Genomic DNA, 20,125 nt, shown 5'->3' with positions numbered 1-20,125 from the left:
CGGCGACATCAGAACAGCAAAGGTAAACGGGAGCAATTGGTGAGGATCGCACTGGTCTCGGAGGGCACCTACCCGTACGCGATGGGTGGGGTGAGCATCTGGTGCGAACAGCTCATCCGGGGAATGCCGGACTACCGGTGGGAGGTCGTGGCGCTCACCGTGGACGGCACCGAGGAGCCGGTGTTCGACCGGCCGGCCAACCTCGACCGTGTGCACTCGATCCCGCTGTGGGGCGGCCGGCCGACAGGCCGCCGCCCCCGGCGGGGGGTGCTGGTCCCCGCCGGGCGGCCCGGCACCGAGTTCATGCAGTCCTACGAGGTGTTCCTGCGGGCCCTGGTCACCCCCCTGGAGTCGACCCGTTCCCAGGCCGGTGCGGTCAACCGGAGCACCTTCCTGCTCGCCCTGCGCGGCATGTTCGAGTACGCCTCCGCCGGCGGTGACCTGGGCGCGGCCCTGCTGTCCAACGAGGCGCTGCGGATGATGCTGGAGGCCTGGCACACCCTGCGGGTCGAGGAGACCGGGCCGGCCCCCACCGTCGCCGACGCGTTGGAGGCGGCCTGGCTCATCTCGCACATGCTGCGGCCGTTGAGCGCGCCACCGGTACGCGCCGACATCGTGCACTCGTCGATGAACGGTCTGGCCACCCTCGTCGGGATGGCCGCCACCTGGACGTACGGCACCCCGCTGGTGCTCTCGGAGCACGGCATCTACCTGCGCGAACGCTACATCTCCTACCTGCACGACGACGCGCCGCACCCGGTCCGGGTACTGGTGCTGAGCTTCTTCCGCTCGCTCGCCGGTGCGGCCTACCTGATCACCGGCGCACTCGCCCCGCACTCGCAGTACAACCGGCGCTGGCAGCTGCACAACGGCGCCGACCCCGAGCGGATGTGGACGATGTACAACGGCGTCGACCCGGACGAGTTCCCACCCGCGGCCGGCGAGCCGGACGTGCCGACCATCTCGTTCATGGGCCGGATCGACCCACTGAAGGACCTGCACACCCTGATCCGGGCGTTCGCGCTGGTACGGGCCGAGATCCCCGAGGCCCGGCTACGCATCTTCGGCGGTACGCCGGCCGCCAACAAGGTCTACCACGAGAGCTGCGAGGCGCTGATCGACGAACTCGGGCTGACCGGGCACGCGGTCCTGGAGGGCCGGGTCGGCAGCGCCGTCGAGGCGTACCACGCGGGCAGTCTGGTGGCGCTGACCAGCATCTCCGAGGGCTTCCCCTACACGGTGGTGGAAGCGATGGCGTGCGGCCGGCCGACCGTGTGCACCAACGTCGGCGGGGTCGCCGAGGCCGTCGGTGACACCGGTTTCGTGGTCGCGCCGCGCGACGTCGCCGCGATCGCCGCCGCCTGCGTCACGATGCTCAACGACCGGGACCTGCGGCTGCGGCTGGGGGCGACGGCCCGGCAACGGGTGCTGGAGCGGTTCACCCTGCAACGGTCGTTGCAGGCGTACCGCGACATCTACGAGCGGCTGGCCACGCCGCGTGGGGCGTCCCCCGCGCCGAAGCACCTGCGCGGTCAGGCCCAGGGTTTCGTCCGGGTGCCGAACCGGCCGACCCGCCCCGGGGTGGCGTCGGTCGCCGCCCGCCCCGCCGCCGTGCCCACGGTCCGGCCCGAGGTGGCCCCCGTCGCCGCGACGCCCGTCGTCGCCCGGCCCGAGCCGACCCCGGTCACCGCCCGGCCCGAGGTGTCGCCGCTGGCCGGGCGGGTGCCCCGCCAGCGGGGGCCCGAGCAGTACTCGGCGGCGGCGTACCGGACCCGCCACGACCCGAACTCGGCCGCGCCGGAGCTGCCGCAGCCGGCCGGGCCGGGCCCGGACGACGACGAGACGACGACCGTCATCATGCGTACCACCGGTGGTCGCTGATGACCGAGGCCACCGACCCGGACGGCACCGATCCGTTGTTCCGCCCCGTCGCCACGATGACCACCGAGCCGGGGCCGGCCGAGAGCCCCGAACGCACCATCCTGCTGCCCCGGATCTCCACCGACCCGGTGGACGACCTGGTCGAGCGGGTCCGGCCCCGGTTGGCCCGCGCGGTGGACGCGTTGCAGGTCGCCGCCGCCCTGGAGGCGGACGGGCACACCGACCGGGCCGCCCAGGTCGAGTACGGCTACCGCGACGTCTTCGTCCTCGCCTCCGAGGTGTTCCGGCGGTTGGGCCCGGCCCCGGCGGTCGAGGAACAGCCGGCCGCCGCGCCGGGGGCCGGCCGGGACCGGCGGAGCGACCTGCGGACGATCTCCCACGGCCTGCTGTACGTGCTGCCGAGCGCCGCGTTCCCCGCCGTCCTGTCGGTGGTGGGACGGTCGGGGCTGGTAGCCGGGATGATCCTCGCCGGCACGGTCGGCTGGATCTGGTCGGGCGTGGTCGCCTACGCGGCGTTCCGCCTGCTCGGCCTGGGCCGGGCCCGTTCGGCCAGCCGGGTGCTGCGGATCGCCGCGCTGACCGCCGTGCTGCTCGGCCTGGCCGCCGGTGCCCTGATGCTGCCCTACGGCGGGCTGCCGCTGGCCGCGATGATGGTCTGCCAACTGGCCTACCAGCTGGCCAGCACCCTGCTGGTCTTCTACCGGCGGGAGGGGTGGCTGGCCGCCGCGCTGGTCCCGGCCGTCCTGGCCAGCGGGGTGTTCCTGGTCGCCGGTGGGGTGACGGCACGCCGCTGGGCGGTGGGCGCGGCGGCCCTCGGCGTGCTGGCCGCGTTCGCCGCCGGGCTCTGGGCCACCCGGTCCGCCGCCCGGTCGACCGAGCCCGCGCCCCGCGACCCGCTCTGGCCGGCGTGGCCCGCCCTGCTCGGCGTCGCCGGGTACGGGCTCTGCTCGGCGGCGCTGCTCTTCCACGCCCAGGCGCCCTACCTGCTGGGTCAGTGGGACGTCGCGGCGTCGGCGGTGCCGCTGATCCTGTCCATGGGGTTCGTCGAGTGGCGGACCAGCCGGTTCTGGGCGAGCGGGGTCGCCCTGTCCCGGCGGGCCCGGTTCCCGCACGCCTTCGTCGTCGGGATCTGGCGCACCATCGGCCGGGAGTTCGCGGTGTGCCTCGCGGTGCCGGCGGTGTTCGGGGCGCTGCTGCTCGTCGCGCTCGACCGGGCCGGAGTGCTGTCCACCGCCGGGGTGGTGATGACGGCCGCCCACGTGGCGCTCGCCGGGGCGTACTACCTGGCGTTCCTGCTGGCCGGTCAGGGCCGGTACGGCTGGCTGTGCCTGTCGATGACGGTCGTGATCGTGCTGCACGTCGGCGGGGGTGCGCTGCTCGGCGTCGCCCCGCTGCTCGGGCAGGGCGGCCACCCGCTCACCGACACCTCGCTGCACCTGGTCAGCGTGCTGCTGCTCCAGGCGCTGTTCGCGCTCGGTCTGGTTCCGGTGATCGGGCAGGTTCGGCACTACCGATAGTCCACTTGAGACCTATGGGGAGGTCCGGTTGCACGCGGTGATCCTTGCCGGTGGCAAAGGGGTACGGCTACGGCCGTACACGACGACGCTGCCGAAGCCCCTGATGCCGATCGGGGACAGCCACTCGATCCTGCAGATCGTGCTCGACCAGCTCGCCTCGCGCGGGTTCACCTCGGTGACCCTGGCGATCAACCATCTCGGCCCGCTGATCCGGGCGTTCGTGGGCGACGGCAACCGGTGGGGGCTGGCCATCGACTACATCGAGGAGGACCGGCCGCTGTCCACGGTCGGCCCGCTGTTCGGCCTCAAGGACCGGCTGCCCGAGGAGTTCCTGGTGATGAACGGGGACGTCCTCACCGACCTGGACTACGGCGACCTGCTGCGCAGCCACCAGCTCTCCGGGGCGGGCCTGACCCTGGCGACCTCCGAACGGGTGCACCGGATCGACTTCGGCGTGCTCGACGTGGACGCCGGCCGGGTCGTCGGGTTCCGGGAGAAGCCGGCGCTGCGCTACCCGGTCAGCATGGGCGTGTACGGGATGTCGCGGCGGACCCTGGAGCCCTACCCGGCCGGGTTGTCCCTCGGCTTCGACCAGCTCGTGCTGGACCTGCTCGCCGGCGGTGACCCGCCGATGACGTACCCGTTCGACGGGTTCTGGCTGGACATCGGGCGGCCGGAGGACTACGACGAGGCGAACCGGTCGTTCCACCAGCTCAAGCCGATCCTGTTGCCGGCCGGGGCCACCCCGGCGGAGGCGGGCGTCGGCGAGCCGGTGGGGGCCGTCGGCGAACCGCTGGCCGCCGACCTGACGGGCGTGGTGGGCGCCGGGGAGCTGACGTGACCCGGGTGCTGCTGTTCGGGGCGTCCGGGTTCATCGGGGGGCACGTCCGTGACGCGCTGACGGCGGACCCCCGGGTGACCGAGGTGGTCTGCCCGGGGCGGACGACCCACGACCTGCTCGACGGCACGCCGGACGCGCTGGCCGGGCTGCTGCGGGAGGTCGCCCCGGACGCGGTGGTCAACTGCGTGGGCGCGCTCACCGGCTCCGCCGGGCAACTGGTCACGGCGAACACGCTCGTCGCGGCGAAACTGCTGGAGGCGACCGCCGCCGCGGCACCACGGGCCCGGCTGCTCCGGCTCGGTTCGGCAGGCGAGTACGGGCCGGTGCCGGACCGGGTCCCGGTCACCGAGGACTCCCCCGCCCGGCCGGTCAGCGCGTACGGCGTCAGCCACCTGGCCGGCACCCGGCTGTTCCAGCTCGCCGGGGAGGCCGGCGAGGTCGACGCGGTCTCGCTGCGGGTGTTCAACCCGATCGGCCCCGGCATGTCACAGGAGAACCTGCTCGGTCGGGCGGCGGCCCGGCTGCGGGCCGCCCTGGACGACGGGGCCACCGAGATCACCCTGGGGCCGCTGTCGGCGTACCGGGACTTCGTCGACGTGCGGGACCTGGCCGCGCTGGTCGTCGCGGCGGTCCTCGCGCCGACGCTGCGGCACCGGGTCGTCAACGCCGGCAGCGGCCGGGCCGTCACCGCCCGGGAGGCGGTCGCCCTGCTGGCCGACGCGGCGGGTTACCGGGGCCGGGTCCGCGAGGCAGGTGCCGGGCCGCAGCGCTCGCAGGCGGTCGACTGGATCCAGGCCGACATCGGCCGGGCCGCCGGGCTGGGCTGGTCACCGGTGCGTGACCTGGCCACCTCGATCAAGGACATCTGGGCCGTCGGCGACGCGCGGTGAGCCGGCGGACCGCTCCCCCTTCACGACACACCCGCACACGAGAGGACAGCAGATGAGCATGAAGATCGGGGTCGTGGGCCTGGGCTACGTGGGGCTCACCCTCACCGCCGCCCTCGCCGACAAGGGCTTCACGGTGTACGGCGCCGACGTGTCACCGGCGGTGCTGGACGCGCTGTCGCACGGCCGGCCGCACATCTTCGAGCCGGGCATCGAGGACGTCTTCGCCGCCCACCTCGGCACCCGCATCCACGTCGCCGCCGACCTGCCCAAGGACACCGTCGACGTGGCGGTGATCAGCGTGTCGACGCCGGTGGACAACATGACCCACCGGCCCAACCTGGCGAACCTGGCCGCCGCCGCCCGGGTGGTGGCGGCGAGCTGCCGGCCGGACACGCTGGTGGTGGTCCGCAGCACGGTGCCGGTGGGCACCAGCCGTCGGGTGGTGCTGCCGGAGCTCCAGGCCGCCTGGGGTGAGCGGGTGAAGCTGGTGATGGCCCCGGAGCGCACCATCCAGGGGCAGGCGCTGCGGGAACTGGTGGAGCTGCCGCAGGTGATCGGTGGTCTGGACGACGACAGCCTGGTCGCCGCGACCGACTTCTTCAACGGACTGGTCCGCACCATCGTCCCGGTCTCCAGCCTGGAGGCCGCCGAGTTGGTGAAGCTGTCCAACAACTGCCACACCGACCTGATCTACGCGTTCGGCAACGAGATCGCGCTGGTCGCCGAGCGGCACGGTCTCGACCCGCTGGAGGTGATCCGGGCGGCCAACGTCGACTATCCGCGCCCCGATCTCGCCAAGCCCGGGTACGTGGGCGGCGGCTGCCTCTCCAAGGACCCGTACATCATGATCGACAGTGCGGGTGACCGCCGGCCGTTCCTCGTCGGCAAGGCCCGCCAGCTCAACGAGTACCTGCCGATCCACGTCGGCGAGACGGTGGTGCGGATGCTCGTCGAGGCGCGCGGGCGCAGCCTCGGCGCCCGGCTGGCGGTGCTCGGGTGGGCGTACAAGGGTTGGCCGGCGACCGACGACATGCGCGGCACGCCGATCGAGCCGATGATGCGGGTGTTCTCCGCCGCCGGGGTCACCGTCCTCGGTCACGACCCGATGGTCACCGACGACGTGATCCGCCAGTACGGCGGCGAACCGGTCAGCCTGGACAAGGCGTTCACCGAGGCGGACGCCGTCCTGATCATCAACGACCACCCGGACTACCGGGCGTTGCGGGTGCCCGAGGTGCTCGGCGCGACGCCACCGGCGTTCGTCTACGACTCGTGGCGGGTGCTCGACGCGGACGCGGTGCTGGCCGCCGGGGTCCGCTACGCCGGGCTCGGCTACCTGCCGCCGGCCCCCGCCGAGGCGGCCCGCGCGGACGCGGCGACCGTCGCCGCCGGAGCGGGCGCGTCGAACACCGCGGCGGTGTCGGCATGAGGGCGCTGCTGCTCGGCGGGGCCGGCTTCATCGGCCTGCACCTGGCCCGCCGGCTCGTCGCCGACGGGCACCGGGTGACGATCGTGGACGACTTCTCCCGGGGCCGCGACGACGCCGACCTCGACCGGCTGCGCGCCGACCCGGCCGTGCAGGTGGTCTCCGGCGATCTGACCGACCCGGCCACCTGGGCGGCGCTGCCGACCGGTTGGGACCAGATCTACCTGCTCGCCGCCGTCGTCGGCGTGCGCAACGTGGAGCAGGACCCGGCCCGGGTGATCCGGGTCAACACCCTGTCGGCGCTGCACCTGCTCGACTGGGTGGCCCCGGGCGAGCGGGTCTTCTTCGCCTCCACCAGCGAGGTCTACGCCGGGGGCGTGACCGCCGGGGTGGTGCCGGTGCCGACGGACGAGACCGTGCCGCCGATGATCTCCGACATCGCCGCGCCCCGGTTCGCGTACGCGGCCAGCAAGCTGCTCGGCGAGGCCGCCTTCCTGCACACGGCGCGGGCCCGGGGGTTCGAGACCGTGGTGGGCCGGTTCCACAACGTGTACGGCCCCCGGATGGGCGCCGACCACGTCATCCCGGAGATGTCGCTGCGCGCCCTGCGTGGGGCCGACCCGTTCCCCGTCCCGGGGGCCGACCAGTTCCGGGCGTTCTGCCACGTCGACGACGCGGTCGAGGCGATGGTGCGGCTGATGGCGGCACCGTCCGCCGCCGGGCAGATCGTGCACATCGGCAACGACCGCGAGGAGACCAACATCGGCGACCTGGCCAAGCTGGTCCTGCGGGTGGCCGGGGTCAGCCCCGCCATCGCCCCCGGGAACGCGCCGCCGGGATCGGTCGCCCGCCGCTGCCCGGACCTGTCCCGGCTGCGTGAGCTGACCGGCTACGAGCCGGGCGTCAGCCTGGAGGAGGGGGTCCGCAGCACGTTCGCCTGGTACCGGGAACACGGGTGGACGTGATGAGCCGACGCCCCATCTGCTTCTACTACGGCGACGGCCGCCTGCCCGAACTGACCCGCTACGTACGGGTGGTGCTGCAACCGGACTTCTACCGTCCGGCCGAGCTGCGCTACCTCGCGGCGCAGGACGTGCAGACCCTCGGCTACCTGTCGCTGTCGGAGGACCAGGGGCCGCCCGCGCCCTGGCAGCGGCAGGAACGCAACCCGGACTGGGGTGGCGCGTTCGTCCACGTCGACCATCCCGGGTGGGTGTCGCACGTGGTGGGGCAGGCGAAGCAGGCGATCGCGCAGGGCTTCGCCGGGCTGTTCCTGGACACGCTCAACGTCGAGCTGACCTTCCCGGAGGACGTGCCGCACCTGCTGACCCTGGTCGCCGCGATCCGGGAGGAGGCGGAGCCGGCGTACCTGCTGGCGAACCGGGGCTTCGGCATGCTGCCCCGGCTGGCCGAGATCGTCGACGGGATCGTCTTCGAGTCGTTCTCGGCCCGGTGGACCGACCATGGCTACGCGCCGTGGCCGCCCGACGTGCTGGAGTTCCACGCCCAGATCGCCGAGCAGTTGCTCCAGCTGGAGCTGGACCTGTACAGCCTCGACTATGCCGACAGTCAGGGCCTGACCGATTTCGCCGAGCGCCGGGCCCGGCAGTTCGGGCTCCAGTCCTCGGTCAGCGACCGCGCCCTGTCGCGTACCTGACCGCCTCACCCGGGGCGGGACCGCTGCGGTCCCGCCCCGCCCGGTACCCCCGCCCCCGCCGGTCCGGGACCGGACCGCGCGTCGGCACCACGCGCGTGCGGCACCCGCCCGGCGGGGGCGGGGTTCCGGTGGAGCCGGTCGGGTGGGTCAGGCCGCGGCGGCGTCGAGCGCCGGGGCCAGCGGCAGCAGCGCGGCCCGGACGAGGTCCGGCAGCGGCGCGGACGGCACCACGAACCCGGCCATCGACGGCACCTCGCCCGTGCCGTGCAGCCACTGCCGCAGCGCCAGCCGGGCGGCCGCGCCGACCGCGGCGGCGAGCACCTGGGCGGCCAGCGGTCCGACGCCGGGACAGCGGGTGGTGACCGCCCCGGCCAGGGGTTCCTCGAACGTGGTGACGGCCTCGACGTAGCAGGCGCGCAGCGTGGGGCTGGCGGCGATCATCAGCAGCGCGGCGGGCGGCTGGTCGCCGGGGTCGGCGTACAGGCCCACGACGGCGTCGACGACCGCGTCGGCGAGGCCGACCCCCGGTGGCCGGGCGAGCACCGCCGCCGCGACGCCGGCCGCGCGGTCGGCGGCGACCCCGGCGACGATGGCCTGCTCCCGGCTCGGGAAGTAGTTGTTGTAGGTCCGGGTCGATACGCCTGCCGCCTGGGCGATCTCCTCGACGCGGACGTTGTCCGGCCCCCGTTCCAGCGCGAGGCGCAGCGCTGCCGCCTGCAGGGCCTCCCGGGTGGCCCGCTTCTTGCGTTCCCGCAGCGTCGATGGACCGGTCACGGTGCCACTGTCGCACACACGATACGTGCACGCAAAATTGCGTGCACGCAAAAATATGCTACGGTCCCTCCGGAAACCGGGAGCACCACGACCGAAAGGGACCGACATGCGCGCCAAGGGCATGGCCTACGACACCGGCTTCGTCACCGACGGCGTCAGCTCGGTGCCGCACTGGGACCCCGAGGTGGTCCGGCGGGAGCTGGCCATCATCCGGGACGACCTGCACTGCACCGCCGTCCACCTGGTCGGCGGCGATCCCGGGCGGCTGGAGTCCGCCGCCCGGACCGCCGCCGGGCTGGGGCTGGAGGTGTGGTTCTCGCCGTACCCCCTGGAGCTGGAACCGGACCTGATCCGCGCCCTGTTCCTCGACTGCGCCGAGCGGGCCGAGCGGCTCCGCGCGGCGGGGGCCGAGATCGTCTTCGTCGCCGGTGCCGAGCTGAGCATCATGAACCGCGGGTTCATCGAGGGGGACCGCCTCGCGGACCGCCTCGACCACCTGTTCACCGACCCGGACGGCCGGGCCGGGCGCATCGCCGGGGTCCGCACCCGCCTCGATGCGTTCCTGCGCGCCACCGTGGCGGCGGTCCGCGAACGCTTCCACGGGAGGGTCACCTACGCCGCGATCCCGTTCGAGGGCGTCGACTGGGACCTGTTCGACGTGGTGACCGTCGAGCTGATCCGCTCCGCCGAGGTCGCCGACCAGTTCCGCGACGGCGTACGCCGGCTCGTCGACCAGCCCAAGCCGGTCGCCGTCACCGGCTTCGGCACCGCGACCTGGCGCGGCGCGGGCGACGTCGCGCCGCGCAGCATGGAGATCATCGAGTACGGCCCGGACGGCAGGCCCCACCGGCTGAACGGAGCGTACGAGCGCGACGAGCAGGGCCAGGCCGCCTACCTGGGAGAACTGCTCGACATCTTCGACAGCGAGGGGGTCGACAGCGCCTTCGTCCACCTGTTCGCGCTGCCCAGCCTCCCGCACCGGCCGGACGGCGACCCGCGCGACGACCTCGACCTCGCCAGCCCCGGGATCGTCAAGGTGCTCGACGGGCGCACCGGTACGACGTACCCCGGCCTGCCCTGGGAACCGAAGGCCGCGTTCGCCGCGGTCGCCGCGCACTACGCGCGCTGATCCGCCCGGCCGGGCGGACGGCGTCGCCCCTCAGCGCAGCCGCAGCCCCGCGACGAGAAGCCCGACCATCCGGCGGGCGTCGTAGTAGGGGGCGCGGCCGGCGCAGAGGTTGCCGACGGCGAACAGCAGTTCCCGGGGATCGGTGCCGGGGCGGATCTCGCCGGCCGCGGCGGCGGCGTCGAGCAGGCGGGCGCAGGCGGGGACGAGGTGGTCGAGGAAGTACCCGTGCAGCGCCTCGAAGGCGGCGGCGTCCGAGTTCATCGCCCCGGCGAGGCCGTGCTTGGTGACCAGGAAGTCGACGAACTGGTCGATCCAGGCGGTCAGGGCGGCGTGCGGCGAGTGGCAGTCGACGAGCAGGGCCGGCGCGGCCTCGGCGCACGCCTGCACCTGGTGCCGGTAGACGCCGACGATCAGGTCGGCCCGGGTCGGGAAGTGGCGGTAGATGGTGCCGACGCCGACGCCGGCCCGCGCGGCGATGTCACGTACCGGCACGTCGACACCGGCGGCGAGGAAGGCCGCGGCGGCCGCCTCGAGCAGGGTCGCCTCGTTGCGCCGGGCGTCGGCCCGCTTCCGGGGCGCGTCGGCGCGTCCGGGTGGGGTGGGCGACCCCGGTCCGCCGTCGGCCATGCGTCGTCACCTCCGGGCACCCTTGGCAAACGGAACAGCGTTCCGTATAGTTCAGAGCGGAACACGGTTCCACTTGCACCATGATGCCAGAGCCGGACGGCCGACGGCCAGCCGCGCCCCGTCCCCTCCCCAATCAGCCCACGGCGCGTCCGCACGCGCCGGGCCCCGGACCGTCACCCTGTCACCCCGTGGAGGAACAGTCATGCAGTACCGCACCCTCGGCCGCACCGGCGTGCAGGTCAGCACCCTCGTACTCGGCGCGATGAACTTCGGTGCCATCGGCCGCACCGGCCAGGCCGAGGCCACCGCGATCATTGACGCCGCCCTGGAGGGCGGGATCAACCTGATCGACACCGCCGACCGCTACAGCCAGGGCGAGTCGGAGGAACTGGTCGGCCGGGCCATCGCCGGCCGCCGCGACGACATCGTGCTGGCCACCAAGGCGGCCATGCCGATGGGCGACGAACGCAACCACCGGGGCACCTCCCGCCGCTGGCTGCACACCGCGCTCGACGGCAGCCTTCGCCGGCTCGGCGTCGACCACATCGACCTCTACCAGATCCACCGCTGGGACCCGACGACCAGCGACGAGGAGACGCTGTCCGCGCTCACCGACCTCCAGCGGGCCGGCAAGATCCGCTACTTCGGCTGCTCGACGTTCCCCGCGTACCGGCTCGTGCAGGCCGAGTGGGCCGCCCGGGAACACCACCTGGGCCGGTACGTCACCGAACAGCCCAGCTACTCGATCCTGCAACGCGGCATCGAGACCCACGTCCTGCCCGTCACCGCGCAGTACGGCATGGGCGTGCTCGCCTGGAGCCCGCTGGCCTCCGGGTGGCTGTCGGGCGCGGTCCGGGCGGGCCAGGAGATCACCACCCACCGCGCCGACGTCCTGCCCGAGCGCTTCGACCTCACCATCGCCGGCAACCGGGCCCGGCTCGACGCGGTCGAGCAGCTGACCAAGGTCGCCGAGGAGGCCGGGCTCACCCTGATCCAGCTCGCGCTCGGCTTCGTCACCGCGCACCCCGCCGTGACCAGCGCGATCATCGGCCCGCGTACGCCGGAGCACCTGCGCAGCCAACTCGCCGCCGCCGACACCGTGCTCACCGCCGACGTGCTCGACGCCATCGACGCGATCGTCGCCCCCGGCGTCGACCTCGCCCCCGGCGAGAAGCACGACACCCCGCCGGCCCTGCTCGACCCGGCGCTGCGCCGCCGCTGAGCGCCGGATCAGGAAGGACGGCACATGCCGCACCCCACCCCCCTCCGCATCGGGATCATGACCGCACCGATGCAGGTCCACTACCACGACGTGCTGCGGGTCTGGCGCGAGGCGGACGACATCCCCGAGATCGCGCACGCCTGGCTCTTCGACCACCTGATGCCGATCGGCGGCGACCCCGACGGGCCGGCGTACGAGGGCTGGACGCTGCTCTCCGCCCTCGCCGCCCAGACCCGCCGGCTGCGCCTCGGCCTGCTCGTCACCAGCAACCGGTTCCGTCCCCCGGCGATGCTCGCCAAGATCGCCACGACCGTCGACATCGTCTCCGGCGGACGGCTCGACTTCGGCATCGGCGCCGGCTCCCGCCCCGGTCATCCGGCGGCCCGCCGCGAGTACACCGCCCACGGCCTGCCCTACCACGACTTCAGCCACTCGGTGCAGAGCCTCGCCGAGGCGTGCACGGTCATCAGGCGGCTGTGGACCGAGGACGCGCCGTTCGACTTCCACGGCGAGCACGTGCAGTTGACCGGGGCCTACGGTAATCCGAAGCCGGTGCAGCGGCCGTACCCGCCGATCGTCATCGGCGGACGCTCGTCGGCCCTGCTGCGGGTCGTCGCCGAGCACGCCGACGTGTGGAACGTCCCCGGCGGTGGGGACATCGGGGAGGTGGCCGCCCGCAGCGCGCTGCTGGACCGCTACTGCGTCGAGATCGGCCGCGATCCCGCCTCGATCACCCGCTCGATCCACCTGCCGGTCTCCTACGACCGGCCGGCGGAGACCCGGGCCGCGATCGGCGCGGCGACCGCCGCCGGGTTCGGGCACGTGATCCTGGGGTTGACGCCGCCCTATCCCGTCGGCGTCGCCCGCTGGATCACCGACGAACTCATCACCCCGTCGGTGTAGCCGGGACGAGGTCTCCGGTTCCTGCGCATCCGGCTCAGCCGACCCGGGCGTCCGTCCAGCACCGGCCATCCGGAGGTGGCCCGGGCACGTCCAGGCCGGAACGACGTCGGCTCACGCAGACAGGGCCGGGTCGTTCGCGTCGATCGTCTGACGTCGCCGCGCGGTCACCGGGTCGACGGCACCGCTCCCGACCGGCCGGCCCGTCCGGAGCGCTTGAGCAGCACCGCGCCCCCGGCGACGAGGACGACACCCAGGACCATCCCGACGACGTTGCCCTGGGTCAGCGAGGCCAGCGCACCCAGCACGCCCACCACGACCAGCAGCACACCGAGAACCCGCAGCAGCAGACCACCGACGGTCTTCGTCTGTCCGTTCGCCATACCAACCCTGTTCCCCGCTCGCACCGTCCACAAACGACCAAGAGCGGACCGCCCGGGCCGGCTACCGTGCGGTCGACTCCTCGGAGAGGAGTCCACCGCTGGATCACCGACGAGCCCGTCACCCCGTCGCGGTGGTCGGAGCGCAACCTCAGGGACGAGATCCGGGTTCCTCCGCATACGGCTCGGGTGGGCCGGGGGCCAGGGTGGACGGGTAGCCACAATCTGGGAGGTCCGCCGTGTTCCGTCGTACCGTGACCGTCGTCGTCGCCCTGCTCACCGTCCTCGCCGGTCTCCCGGCGGTCGCCCAGGCGCGTCCCGGGCCACCGCCGGGCCTGAGCTGGGGTGACTGTCCCGACGACCTGCCCGACGTGCCACCCGACCCGCGCGTGCGGTGCGCCCCGCTGCGCCTGCCGGTGGACTGGGCCAGACCGGACGGCCCCACGTTCACCCTCGTCGTGGCCCGTCGGGCCGCCCGGGTGGCGGAGCAGCGGGTGGGCACGCTGGTGTTCGGGCCGGGCGGCCCCGGGGACTCGGGGGTGGAACGCATCCGCCGGGGGGACCGGTTCAGCGACGAGCTGCTGGACCGCTTCGACCTGGTCAGCTTCGATCCGCGTACGGTGGCCCGCAGCGCCGCCCCGGTCTGCACGCCCGACCCGGAGCTGCGCAGGCCACCCGTCGTGCTGACCGGCCAGGCCGACTTCGACGCCACGGTGGCCTACAACCGGGCGCTGTGGAACCGGTGTCGCCCGACCAGCCCGGTGTTCGGGCACGCCGACACGCTCAGCACGGTGCACGACCTGGAGGCGCTGCGGCGTGCGCTGGGTGAGCGGCGGTTGACCTTCCACGGCAGCTCGTACGGCACGCTGCTGGGCCAGCAGTACGCCGAACGGTATCCCGACCGGGTACGGGCCGTGGTGCTGGAGGGCGTGTTCGACCACAGCCTGGACGTGCGGTCCTTCGTCCGTACCCAGGCGGCGGCGCTCCAGGACGCCTTCGACGAATTCGTGACCTGGTGCGACAGCTCACCCGGGTGCGTGCTGCACGGCCGGGACGTCCGGGCAGTCTGGGCCGCGGTGCTGGCTCGCGCCGACAACGACGGGTACGCCCCGCGCACCGCCTTCGACGTCACCGCCGTGGCCCTCGGGATGCTCGCCGGCCCCCGCTTCCCACAGCTTGCCGAGGCCATTCGGGACATGGCCGCCGGCATGCCGCCGCCCGAGGTGAAACTCCCGGTGGCCGTGGCGGTCTTCTGCGCGGACTGGCCGGCCACCGTCCGCGACCACCACGAGTACGCGGCCCTGCTCCGGGCAGCCAGGGCGGTCGCACCGGACGTCCGCTACGGCGCCGGCCTGCTGGCCGTGCACACCTGTCTGGGCTGGCAGTCCCCGGTCCGGAATCCACCGCACGAGCTACGGGTGCGCACCCGCACGCCGTTGCTGCTGCTCAACGCCCGGCACGATCCCCGCACCGGCTACGCCTGGGCCACCAACGTCGCCCGACAGCTGGGCCGGCACGGACGCCTGGTCACCTACGAGGGCTCGGGCCACGGCACCTACCTGCGCAACGCGTGCACCGTCGCCGTGGTCGACAGGTACCTCGTCGACCTGACCCTGCCCGCTGCCGACGCCCGCTGCCCCGCAGGGTGAACCGTTCCGTCAGCGACCCACCGGGGTCCGGCCCGCGCCGTCGGCGGTCACCTACCGGACGGGCTGGGCGGTCAGGGGGAAGGTGACGCCGGTCAGCTCCTCGGAAACCGTCCACAACCGACGGGCGACGGCACCGTCGCGGGCGTTCCTGGAGCGGCCGACGAGCTTCGGCGCGCCACGCCCCTCGAAAAGGCCGTCCGGCCCGGCGTAGCTGCCGCCCGGAATGTCGGCGACCGCCGCGTAGAGGGTGGGCGACGCACCGTCGGCGTCGCTCTGCGCGAGCCGGTTGACCAGGGCCGTCTGGAGCCGGTTCCACCAGGAGCGGTCGCCGTCGAGGTGCCCGAGCAGGTTGGTGGCGGCCAGACCGGGATGGGCGGCGGTCGCCAGCACCGGCGAGCCGGCCTCGGTGAGCCGGCGGTGCAGTTCGGCGGTGAACAGCAGGTTCGCCAGCTTCGACTGGGCGTACGCGGGGAACGCCCGGTAGGGGCGGCGCTCCCAGTTCAGGTCGGCGAAGTCGATCTTCCCGGCCCGGTGCGCGCCGGAGGCGACGGTGACCACCCGCCCCCGGATCTGTGGCAGCAGCAGGTTGGTGAGCGCGAAGTGCCCGAGGTGGTTGGTGCCGAACTGGAGCTCGAACCCGTCGGCGGTACGGGTCGGCGGCGGGATCATCACGCCGGCGTTGTTGACCAGCAGGTCGATCGGCCCGGTCCAGCCCTCGGCGAACGCGCGGACGGAGGCGAGGTCGGCCAGGTCGAGCCGGCGTACCTCGACGTCGCCGGTCATGCCCGCGGCGGCGGCGGCGCCCTTGGCGGGGTCGCGGACGGCGAGCACGACCCGGGCACCCCGGGCGGCGAGCGCCGTGGCGGCGACCCGGCCGATGCCGCTGTTCGCGCCGGTCACGATGACGGTACGGCCGGTCTGGGCGGGGATCTGGGCGGTCGTGAATGTTGTCATGGGAAACAATGTATACGGCGACAACAATGTCGGCAACGGCGACATTTTTCCGGCTACCATGACCCCCGTGCCCGCGTACCACCACGGAAACCTGCGGTCGACGCTGCTCGCCGCCGCCGAGCGCAGTCTGCGCCAACACGGCGCGGGCCAGCTCTCGCTGCGCGAACTGGCCCGGGAGGCGGGCGTCAGCCACGCCGCGCCGCGCCGGCACTTCGCCGACCGGCAGGCGCTGCTGGACGCCCTCGCCGAGGCCGGGTTCGCCCGGCTGCACGCCGAGCTGCGCACCGCGCTCGCCGCCGCGGGTACGGACTTCGGGTCACGCCTGCACGCCATGGCCGCCGCCTACCTGCGGTTCGCCACCGAGGATGCCGCCCTGCTGGAGCTGATGTTCACCGGCAAGCACCGCGAGGGGGCGGAGCACCTCGTCGCGGCCGCCGCCGGACCGTTCGGGCTGATGCACGACCTGATCGTCGAGGGGCAGGCCCGGGGGGTGCTGGAACCCGGCTCCCCGGACCGCGCCGGCATCGTGCTGTTCGCCACGTTGCAGGGCATCGCCACGCTGGTCAACGGCAATCTGGTCGCACCCGGGCTGCTCGACGGGATCACCCGCACGGCGGTCGACCAGTTCCTCCGGGGGTCCCGCCCCCGGTGATCGCCGGACGATGTCGGGGGGCGGTCGTAGGCTCGGCGTCATGCCGAGGACGCACACGCTCACCCTGCCGGGAGTGGAACTGGTCTACGACGTTCGCGGCCCGCTCCCCCCGGCGGACGGGCGTCCCGCCCTCGTCATGATCGGCCAGCCGATGACGGCCGACGGCTTCGACGCGCTCGCCGCCCAGTTCGCCGACCGCACGGTCGTCACCTACGACCCGCGCGGCCTGGGTCGCAGCGTCCGCACCGACGGCCGGTCCGACCACACGCCCCAGCAGCAGGCCGACGACCTGCACCACCTGATCGGGGCGCTCGACGCCGGTCCGGTCGACATGTTCGCCAGCAGCGGCGGGGCGGTGACCGCCCTCGCCCTGGTCGCGGCCCACCCCAACGACGTCGTCACGCTGGTGGCGCACGAGCCGCCCGTCAACGCCGTGCTGCCCGACGCCGCCGCCGCCGAGCGCGCGCGGGCCGCCTTCCACGAGGCGTACCAGGCGAGGGGCACCGGCGCGGGGATGGCCGCGTTCATCGCGATGACGTCGTGGCAGGGCGAGTTCACCGACGCCTACTTCGCCCGGCCCGAGCCCGATCCGGCGACGTTCGGCCTGCCGACCGACGACGACGGGAGCCGTGACGATCCGCTGCTGTCGAAGAACTCGTGGCCGGTCACCGACTACCGCCCCGACGCGGCGGCACTCACCGCCGCACCGACCCGGATCGTCATCGCGGTCGGCGAGGAGTCGGCCGGGACGTACACCGCCCGGACCGCCGTCGGCACCGCCCACCTGCTCGGCCAGGAGGCCACCGTGTTCCCCAGCCACCACGGCGGTTTCCTCGGCGGTCACGCCGGCTACGCCGGCAAGCCCCGGGAGTTCGCCGCGAAGCTCCGTGAGGTGCTGGCCACCCCCTGACCGACCGACGGCGACGCCCCGGCCGGTGAGCCGAAACAGCGGTCAGCGGGGGCCCGGTGAACAACGGCGCAGGAGCGGTATCCCCTGGTCGGGATACCGCCACATCAGCTCCGATGAGTCGATCATCCGGGGCGCAGGTGGTCAGTACCGGTGCAGCGCCGTGCGGATCAGCCGGTTGACCAGCTTGGGGTACTCCAGGCCGCTGGCCGCCCACATCCGGGGGAACATCGACGTCGGGGTGAACCCGGGCATCGTGTTGATCTCGTTGAGGTAGACGTCCAGGTCGGGGGTGACGAAGAAGTCGACCCGGGCCAGGCCGGAGCAGTCCAGCGCGGTGAAGGCGCGGGTGGCGTACTCCTGGACCTGGTGGGTGACCCGGTCGGGCAGGACGGCGGGGACGTCGTACTCGCAGACCTCGTCGGCGAAGAGGTACTTGGCCTCGAAGTCGTACCACTCGCGGTCGCCGACCATCCGGACCTCGGCCAGCACGGACGCCTCGGGCGCCCCGCCGGCCTCGCCCTCCAGCACGCCACACTCGATCTCCCGGCCGACGACCGCGGCCTCGACGAGCACCTTGGTGTCGATCTCCCGGGCGACGGCGACCGCGTCGTCGAGCCGCGCCCAGTCGTCGACCCGGGTGATGCCGAACGACGACCCGGCCCGGGACGGCTTCACGAAGACCGGCAGGCCCAGCCGCTGCTTGTCGGCCTCGCTGAGGGTCATCCCGTTGCGCAGCACCGCGTACGGGCCGACCGGGATGCCCTCGGCGGCGCAGAGCTTCTTGGTGAACTCCTTGTCCATCGCGGCGGCGGAGGCGAAGACGTTCGCGCCGACGTACGGGATGTCGGCCATCTCCAGCATGCCCTGGATGGTGCCGTCCTCGCCGTACGCGCCGTGCAGCACCGGGAAGACCACGTCCACGTCGGCGAGCGCGCGGGGGCCCTCGGTCGGGTCGAGCACCAGCAGACCGCCGGCGGTGGGGTCGGTCCGCAGCACCACCTCGGCCCCGGCCCCGGCGGTGACCTCCGGGAGCCGGCGCGCCCGGATCGCCAGCTCGCCCGGGTCCCCGCTGGTCAGCACCCACTGGCCCTGCCGGGTGATGCCGACCGGCACCACGTCGTACTCGTCGGGGTCGAGCGCGCCGAGCACGCTGCCCGCGCTGACGCAGGAGATGCCGTGCTCGGGGCTGCGTCCGCCGAACACGATCGCCACGCGGGTCTTGCCTGGGGTGGTCACTCGGGTCACCTCTCGGTACGCGACTGCGGAGCCGTCAGTTGCGCTCACCCGACTGACCTTACTGTGGGTTGCGGCGGACCGATGGTGATACCCGGCAGGAAGCGAGCGACCCTCGCAAACGGTCATCCGGCCCGATACGTTACGTGACGATCAGGGCCGGTGGGGGTGGTGGCCACGCCCTCGCCCGACCGCGATCACCTTCACCCGCTGCCGCCCGGCCCGGACCATGCCCAGGGCCATGAACGCCCCGGCTATCCGGTCGGCGGCCTCCCGGCTGCTGGCGCCGACCACCTGCCGCCGACGCTCGGGCCGGGCCCGCTCGTCGCGGGTGGACGTCTCCACCGGCCGGACGTCGCTGAGCACCACCAGGAAGCGCGTCATCGCCGTCACCAGACCTCTCACTGTTGGAAGTCCTTTCTCGACGCATGCGGCGGCGGCACGTGGCGATCGGGAACGGGGGAGTAAACCCGATCGCCACGCGCCTCATCCCCTCCGGTCACTCACCATCGCCGTCGCCACGACAACCGTTGGTGAGGACTCCGTTACAGATTGACAGGTGCACAGGCGTGAATGCAACTCTCATCGCCTCTTCTCTCATGTACGTCTTCCCATAGACCTGTGTCACCATCGATGCATGGCACCGAAGACCGCCCGTGCTCGCCGCCTCGGCATCGCCCTGCGCGCCCACCGGGAGGCGGCCGGCCTCACCCTGGAAGCCGCCGCCGACGAGATCAACAGCACCCGCAGCACGCTCAGCCGCTACGAGAACGCGCAGACGCTGGTCAGCCCGGCCACCGTCCGCGCGCTGCTCAGCCTCTACGGGGTCCGGCCCGACGAGATCGCCGCGGCGGTCCAGCTCGCCAAGGACACCCGCAAGCCCGGCTGGTGGGTGCCCTACTCACACCTGCTCGACAAACGCACCATCGACTTCATCGCGCTGGAGGCCGAGGCCACCGCGATCGCCAACTTCGAACCGTCAATCGTCCCGGGTCTGCTCCAGACCGCCGACTACATCCGGGGCGTGATGCGGGGCGGGCCGCACACCCTCACCGACGAGCAGGTCGAGCAGCGGGTCAAGCTCCGGCTGGACCGGCAACAGCGGATCACCGCCGCCGAACCGCCGATCTTCGACGCGATCATCGACGAGGGCGCGCTGCTGCGCCCGGTGGGCGACCGGACGGTGATGCAGGCGCAGCTCAGCCACCTGCTCAAGACCTCGGAGCTGCCGAACGTCACCGTCCAGGTGATCCCGCTCGCCGCCGGCTACCACCGGGGCACCCGGGGCTCGCTGCACATCCTGGAGTTCGCCGACCCGGAGGACCCGCTGATCGCCTCGGTGGAGACCGTCGCCGGTCAGATGGTCCTGGACCGGCCGGGTGACCTGCGTACCTGCACCAAGATCATGGAACACCTGCGGACCGTCGCGCTCAGCCCGGCCGACAGCCGCGACCAACTCGTGCAACTGATGAAGGGACGGTAG

At 73.3% G+C, this 20,125-nt stretch carries 20 protein-coding genes; 14 read left to right on the top strand and 6 right to left on the bottom strand.

What is annotated here, in order from left to right; all coding sequences use genetic code 11:
• The first annotated feature begins 39 nt into the window (after nt 1–39).
• From pelF to JQX11_RS04820, 7 genes are read left to right on the top strand one after another with little or no spacing between them, the layout of a single operon-like run.
• A complete protein-coding gene (pelF, locus tag JQX11_RS04850) occupies nt 40–1,881 on the top strand; it encodes a GT4 family glycosyltransferase PelF (RefSeq protein ID WP_204923791.1) in 1,842 nt (613 codons plus the stop codon).
• A complete protein-coding gene (locus JQX11_RS04845; RefSeq protein ID WP_204923790.1) occupies nt 1,881–3,398 on the top strand; it encodes a hypothetical protein in 1,518 nt (505 codons plus the stop codon). Before pelF ends, JQX11_RS04845 begins: the two co-directional genes overlap by 1 nt.
• Before the next feature lie 37 nt (nt 3,399–3,435).
• Nucleotides 3,436–4,239: a nucleotidyltransferase family protein gene (locus JQX11_RS04840; RefSeq protein ID WP_307826093.1), complete on the top strand. Its 804-nt coding sequence runs from the start codon at nt 3,436–3,438 to the stop codon at nt 4,237–4,239.
• Complete coding sequence (locus JQX11_RS04835; RefSeq protein ID WP_204923788.1) at nt 4,236–5,129, top strand: NAD-dependent epimerase/dehydratase family protein; 894 nt, start codon at nt 4,236–4,238, stop codon at nt 5,127–5,129. Before JQX11_RS04840 ends, JQX11_RS04835 begins: the two co-directional genes overlap by 4 nt.
• A 52-nt stretch (nt 5,130–5,181) precedes the next feature.
• The gene (locus JQX11_RS04830; protein ID WP_232377247.1) at nt 5,182–6,558 is read left to right on the top strand and encodes a nucleotide sugar dehydrogenase; all 1,377 of its coding nucleotides are present in this window, start codon (nt 5,182–5,184) and stop codon (nt 6,556–6,558) included.
• The gene (locus JQX11_RS04825) at nt 6,555–7,520 is read left to right on the top strand and encodes an NAD-dependent epimerase/dehydratase family protein (protein ID WP_204923787.1); all 966 of its coding nucleotides are present in this window, start codon (nt 6,555–6,557) and stop codon (nt 7,518–7,520) included. Before JQX11_RS04830 ends, JQX11_RS04825 begins: the two co-directional genes overlap by 4 nt.
• Nucleotides 7,520–8,212, top strand: coding sequence for a putative glycoside hydrolase (locus tag JQX11_RS04820; RefSeq protein ID WP_232377246.1), 693 nt, complete (start codon nt 7,520–7,522; stop codon nt 8,210–8,212). The genes JQX11_RS04825 and JQX11_RS04820 overlap by 1 nt, the downstream gene beginning before the upstream one ends.
• Before the next feature lie 147 nt (nt 8,213–8,359).
• On the opposite strand, the gene JQX11_RS04815 is transcribed toward JQX11_RS04820, so the two are convergent.
• On the bottom strand, nt 8,360–8,986 hold the full coding sequence (locus JQX11_RS04815; protein WP_307826064.1) for a TetR/AcrR family transcriptional regulator: 627 nt from the start codon (nt 8,984–8,986) through the stop codon (nt 8,360–8,362).
• A 106-nt stretch (nt 8,987–9,092) separates the two neighbouring features.
• On the opposite strand from JQX11_RS04815, the gene JQX11_RS04810 reads away from it, so the two are divergent.
• Nucleotides 9,093–10,115, top strand: coding sequence for a glycoside hydrolase family 113 protein (locus JQX11_RS04810; protein ID WP_204923785.1), 1,023 nt, complete (start codon nt 9,093–9,095; stop codon nt 10,113–10,115).
• 30 nt (nt 10,116–10,145) lie between these two features.
• Here the strand turns inward: JQX11_RS04810 and JQX11_RS04805 are convergent, their stop codons facing one another.
• Nucleotides 10,146–10,742, bottom strand: coding sequence for a TetR/AcrR family transcriptional regulator (locus tag JQX11_RS04805; protein WP_204923784.1), 597 nt, complete (start codon nt 10,740–10,742; stop codon nt 10,146–10,148).
• 202 nt (nt 10,743–10,944) lie between these two features.
• On the opposite strand from JQX11_RS04805, the gene JQX11_RS04800 reads away from it, so the two are divergent.
• Together JQX11_RS04800 and JQX11_RS04795 are read left to right on the top strand one after the other, a co-directional pair.
• A complete protein-coding gene (locus JQX11_RS04800; RefSeq protein ID WP_204923783.1) occupies nt 10,945–11,964 on the top strand; it encodes an aldo/keto reductase in 1,020 nt (339 codons plus the stop codon).
• Nucleotides 11,965–12,021: 57 nt separating this feature from the next.
• The gene (locus JQX11_RS04795; RefSeq protein WP_232377245.1) at nt 12,022–12,867 is read left to right on the top strand and encodes an LLM class flavin-dependent oxidoreductase; all 846 of its coding nucleotides are present in this window, start codon (nt 12,022–12,024) and stop codon (nt 12,865–12,867) included.
• Nucleotides 12,868–13,031: 164 nt separating this feature from the next.
• On the opposite strand, the gene JQX11_RS04790 is transcribed toward JQX11_RS04795, so the two are convergent.
• On the bottom strand, nt 13,032–13,247 hold the full coding sequence (locus JQX11_RS04790) for a hypothetical protein (protein ID WP_204923781.1): 216 nt from the start codon (nt 13,245–13,247) through the stop codon (nt 13,032–13,034).
• A 236-nt stretch (nt 13,248–13,483) separates the two neighbouring features.
• Here JQX11_RS04790 and JQX11_RS04785 point away from each other — a divergent pair, with 236 nt between their 5' ends.
• A complete protein-coding gene (locus JQX11_RS04785) occupies nt 13,484–14,893 on the top strand; it encodes an alpha/beta fold hydrolase (protein ID WP_204923780.1) in 1,410 nt (469 codons plus the stop codon).
• A 51-nt stretch (nt 14,894–14,944) separates the two neighbouring features.
• On the opposite strand, the gene JQX11_RS04780 is transcribed toward JQX11_RS04785, so the two are convergent.
• A complete protein-coding gene (locus JQX11_RS04780) occupies nt 14,945–15,847 on the bottom strand; it encodes an oxidoreductase (RefSeq protein ID WP_204923779.1) in 903 nt (300 codons plus the stop codon).
• Nucleotides 15,848–15,914: 67 nt separating this feature from the next.
• Between JQX11_RS04780 and JQX11_RS04775 the strand changes: the two genes are divergently transcribed.
• Both JQX11_RS04775 and JQX11_RS04770 read left to right on the top strand, forming a co-directional pair.
• The gene (locus JQX11_RS04775) at nt 15,915–16,499 is read left to right on the top strand and encodes a TetR/AcrR family transcriptional regulator (protein WP_307826063.1); all 585 of its coding nucleotides are present in this window, start codon (nt 15,915–15,917) and stop codon (nt 16,497–16,499) included.
• Nucleotides 16,500–16,539: 40 nt separating this feature from the next.
• Entirely contained in the window at nt 16,540–17,409 is an 870-nt protein-coding gene (locus JQX11_RS04770) for an alpha/beta fold hydrolase (RefSeq protein ID WP_204923777.1), read from the top strand.
• A gap of 141 nt (nt 17,410–17,550) precedes the next feature.
• On the opposite strand, the gene JQX11_RS04765 is transcribed toward JQX11_RS04770, so the two are convergent.
• Nucleotides 17,551–18,645 carry a D-alanine--D-alanine ligase family protein gene (locus tag JQX11_RS04765; protein WP_204923776.1) on the bottom strand — a complete coding sequence of 365 codons (1,095 nt, stop codon included), beginning with the start codon at nt 18,643–18,645 and terminating at the stop codon, nt 17,551–17,553.
• 150 nt (nt 18,646–18,795) lie between these two features.
• Nucleotides 18,796–19,026, bottom strand: coding sequence for a hypothetical protein (locus tag JQX11_RS04760; RefSeq protein ID WP_204924133.1), 231 nt, complete (start codon nt 19,024–19,026; stop codon nt 18,796–18,798).
• Between the two features lie 253 nt (nt 19,027–19,279).
• On the opposite strand from JQX11_RS04760, the gene JQX11_RS04755 reads away from it, so the two are divergent.
• Nucleotides 19,280–20,125 (top strand): helix-turn-helix domain-containing protein, encoded by an 846-nt coding sequence (locus tag JQX11_RS04755; protein WP_088646065.1) that lies wholly within the window; start codon nt 19,280–19,282, stop codon nt 20,123–20,125.

The sequence above is a fragment of the Micromonospora humida genome (assembly GCF_016901255.1).
Taxonomy (GTDB): domain Bacteria; phylum Actinomycetota; class Actinomycetes; order Mycobacteriales; family Micromonosporaceae; genus Micromonospora; species Micromonospora wenchangensis.
Note: the sequence above shows the minus strand (reverse complement) of the source record. Positions and strands in the feature narration are given on the sequence as shown.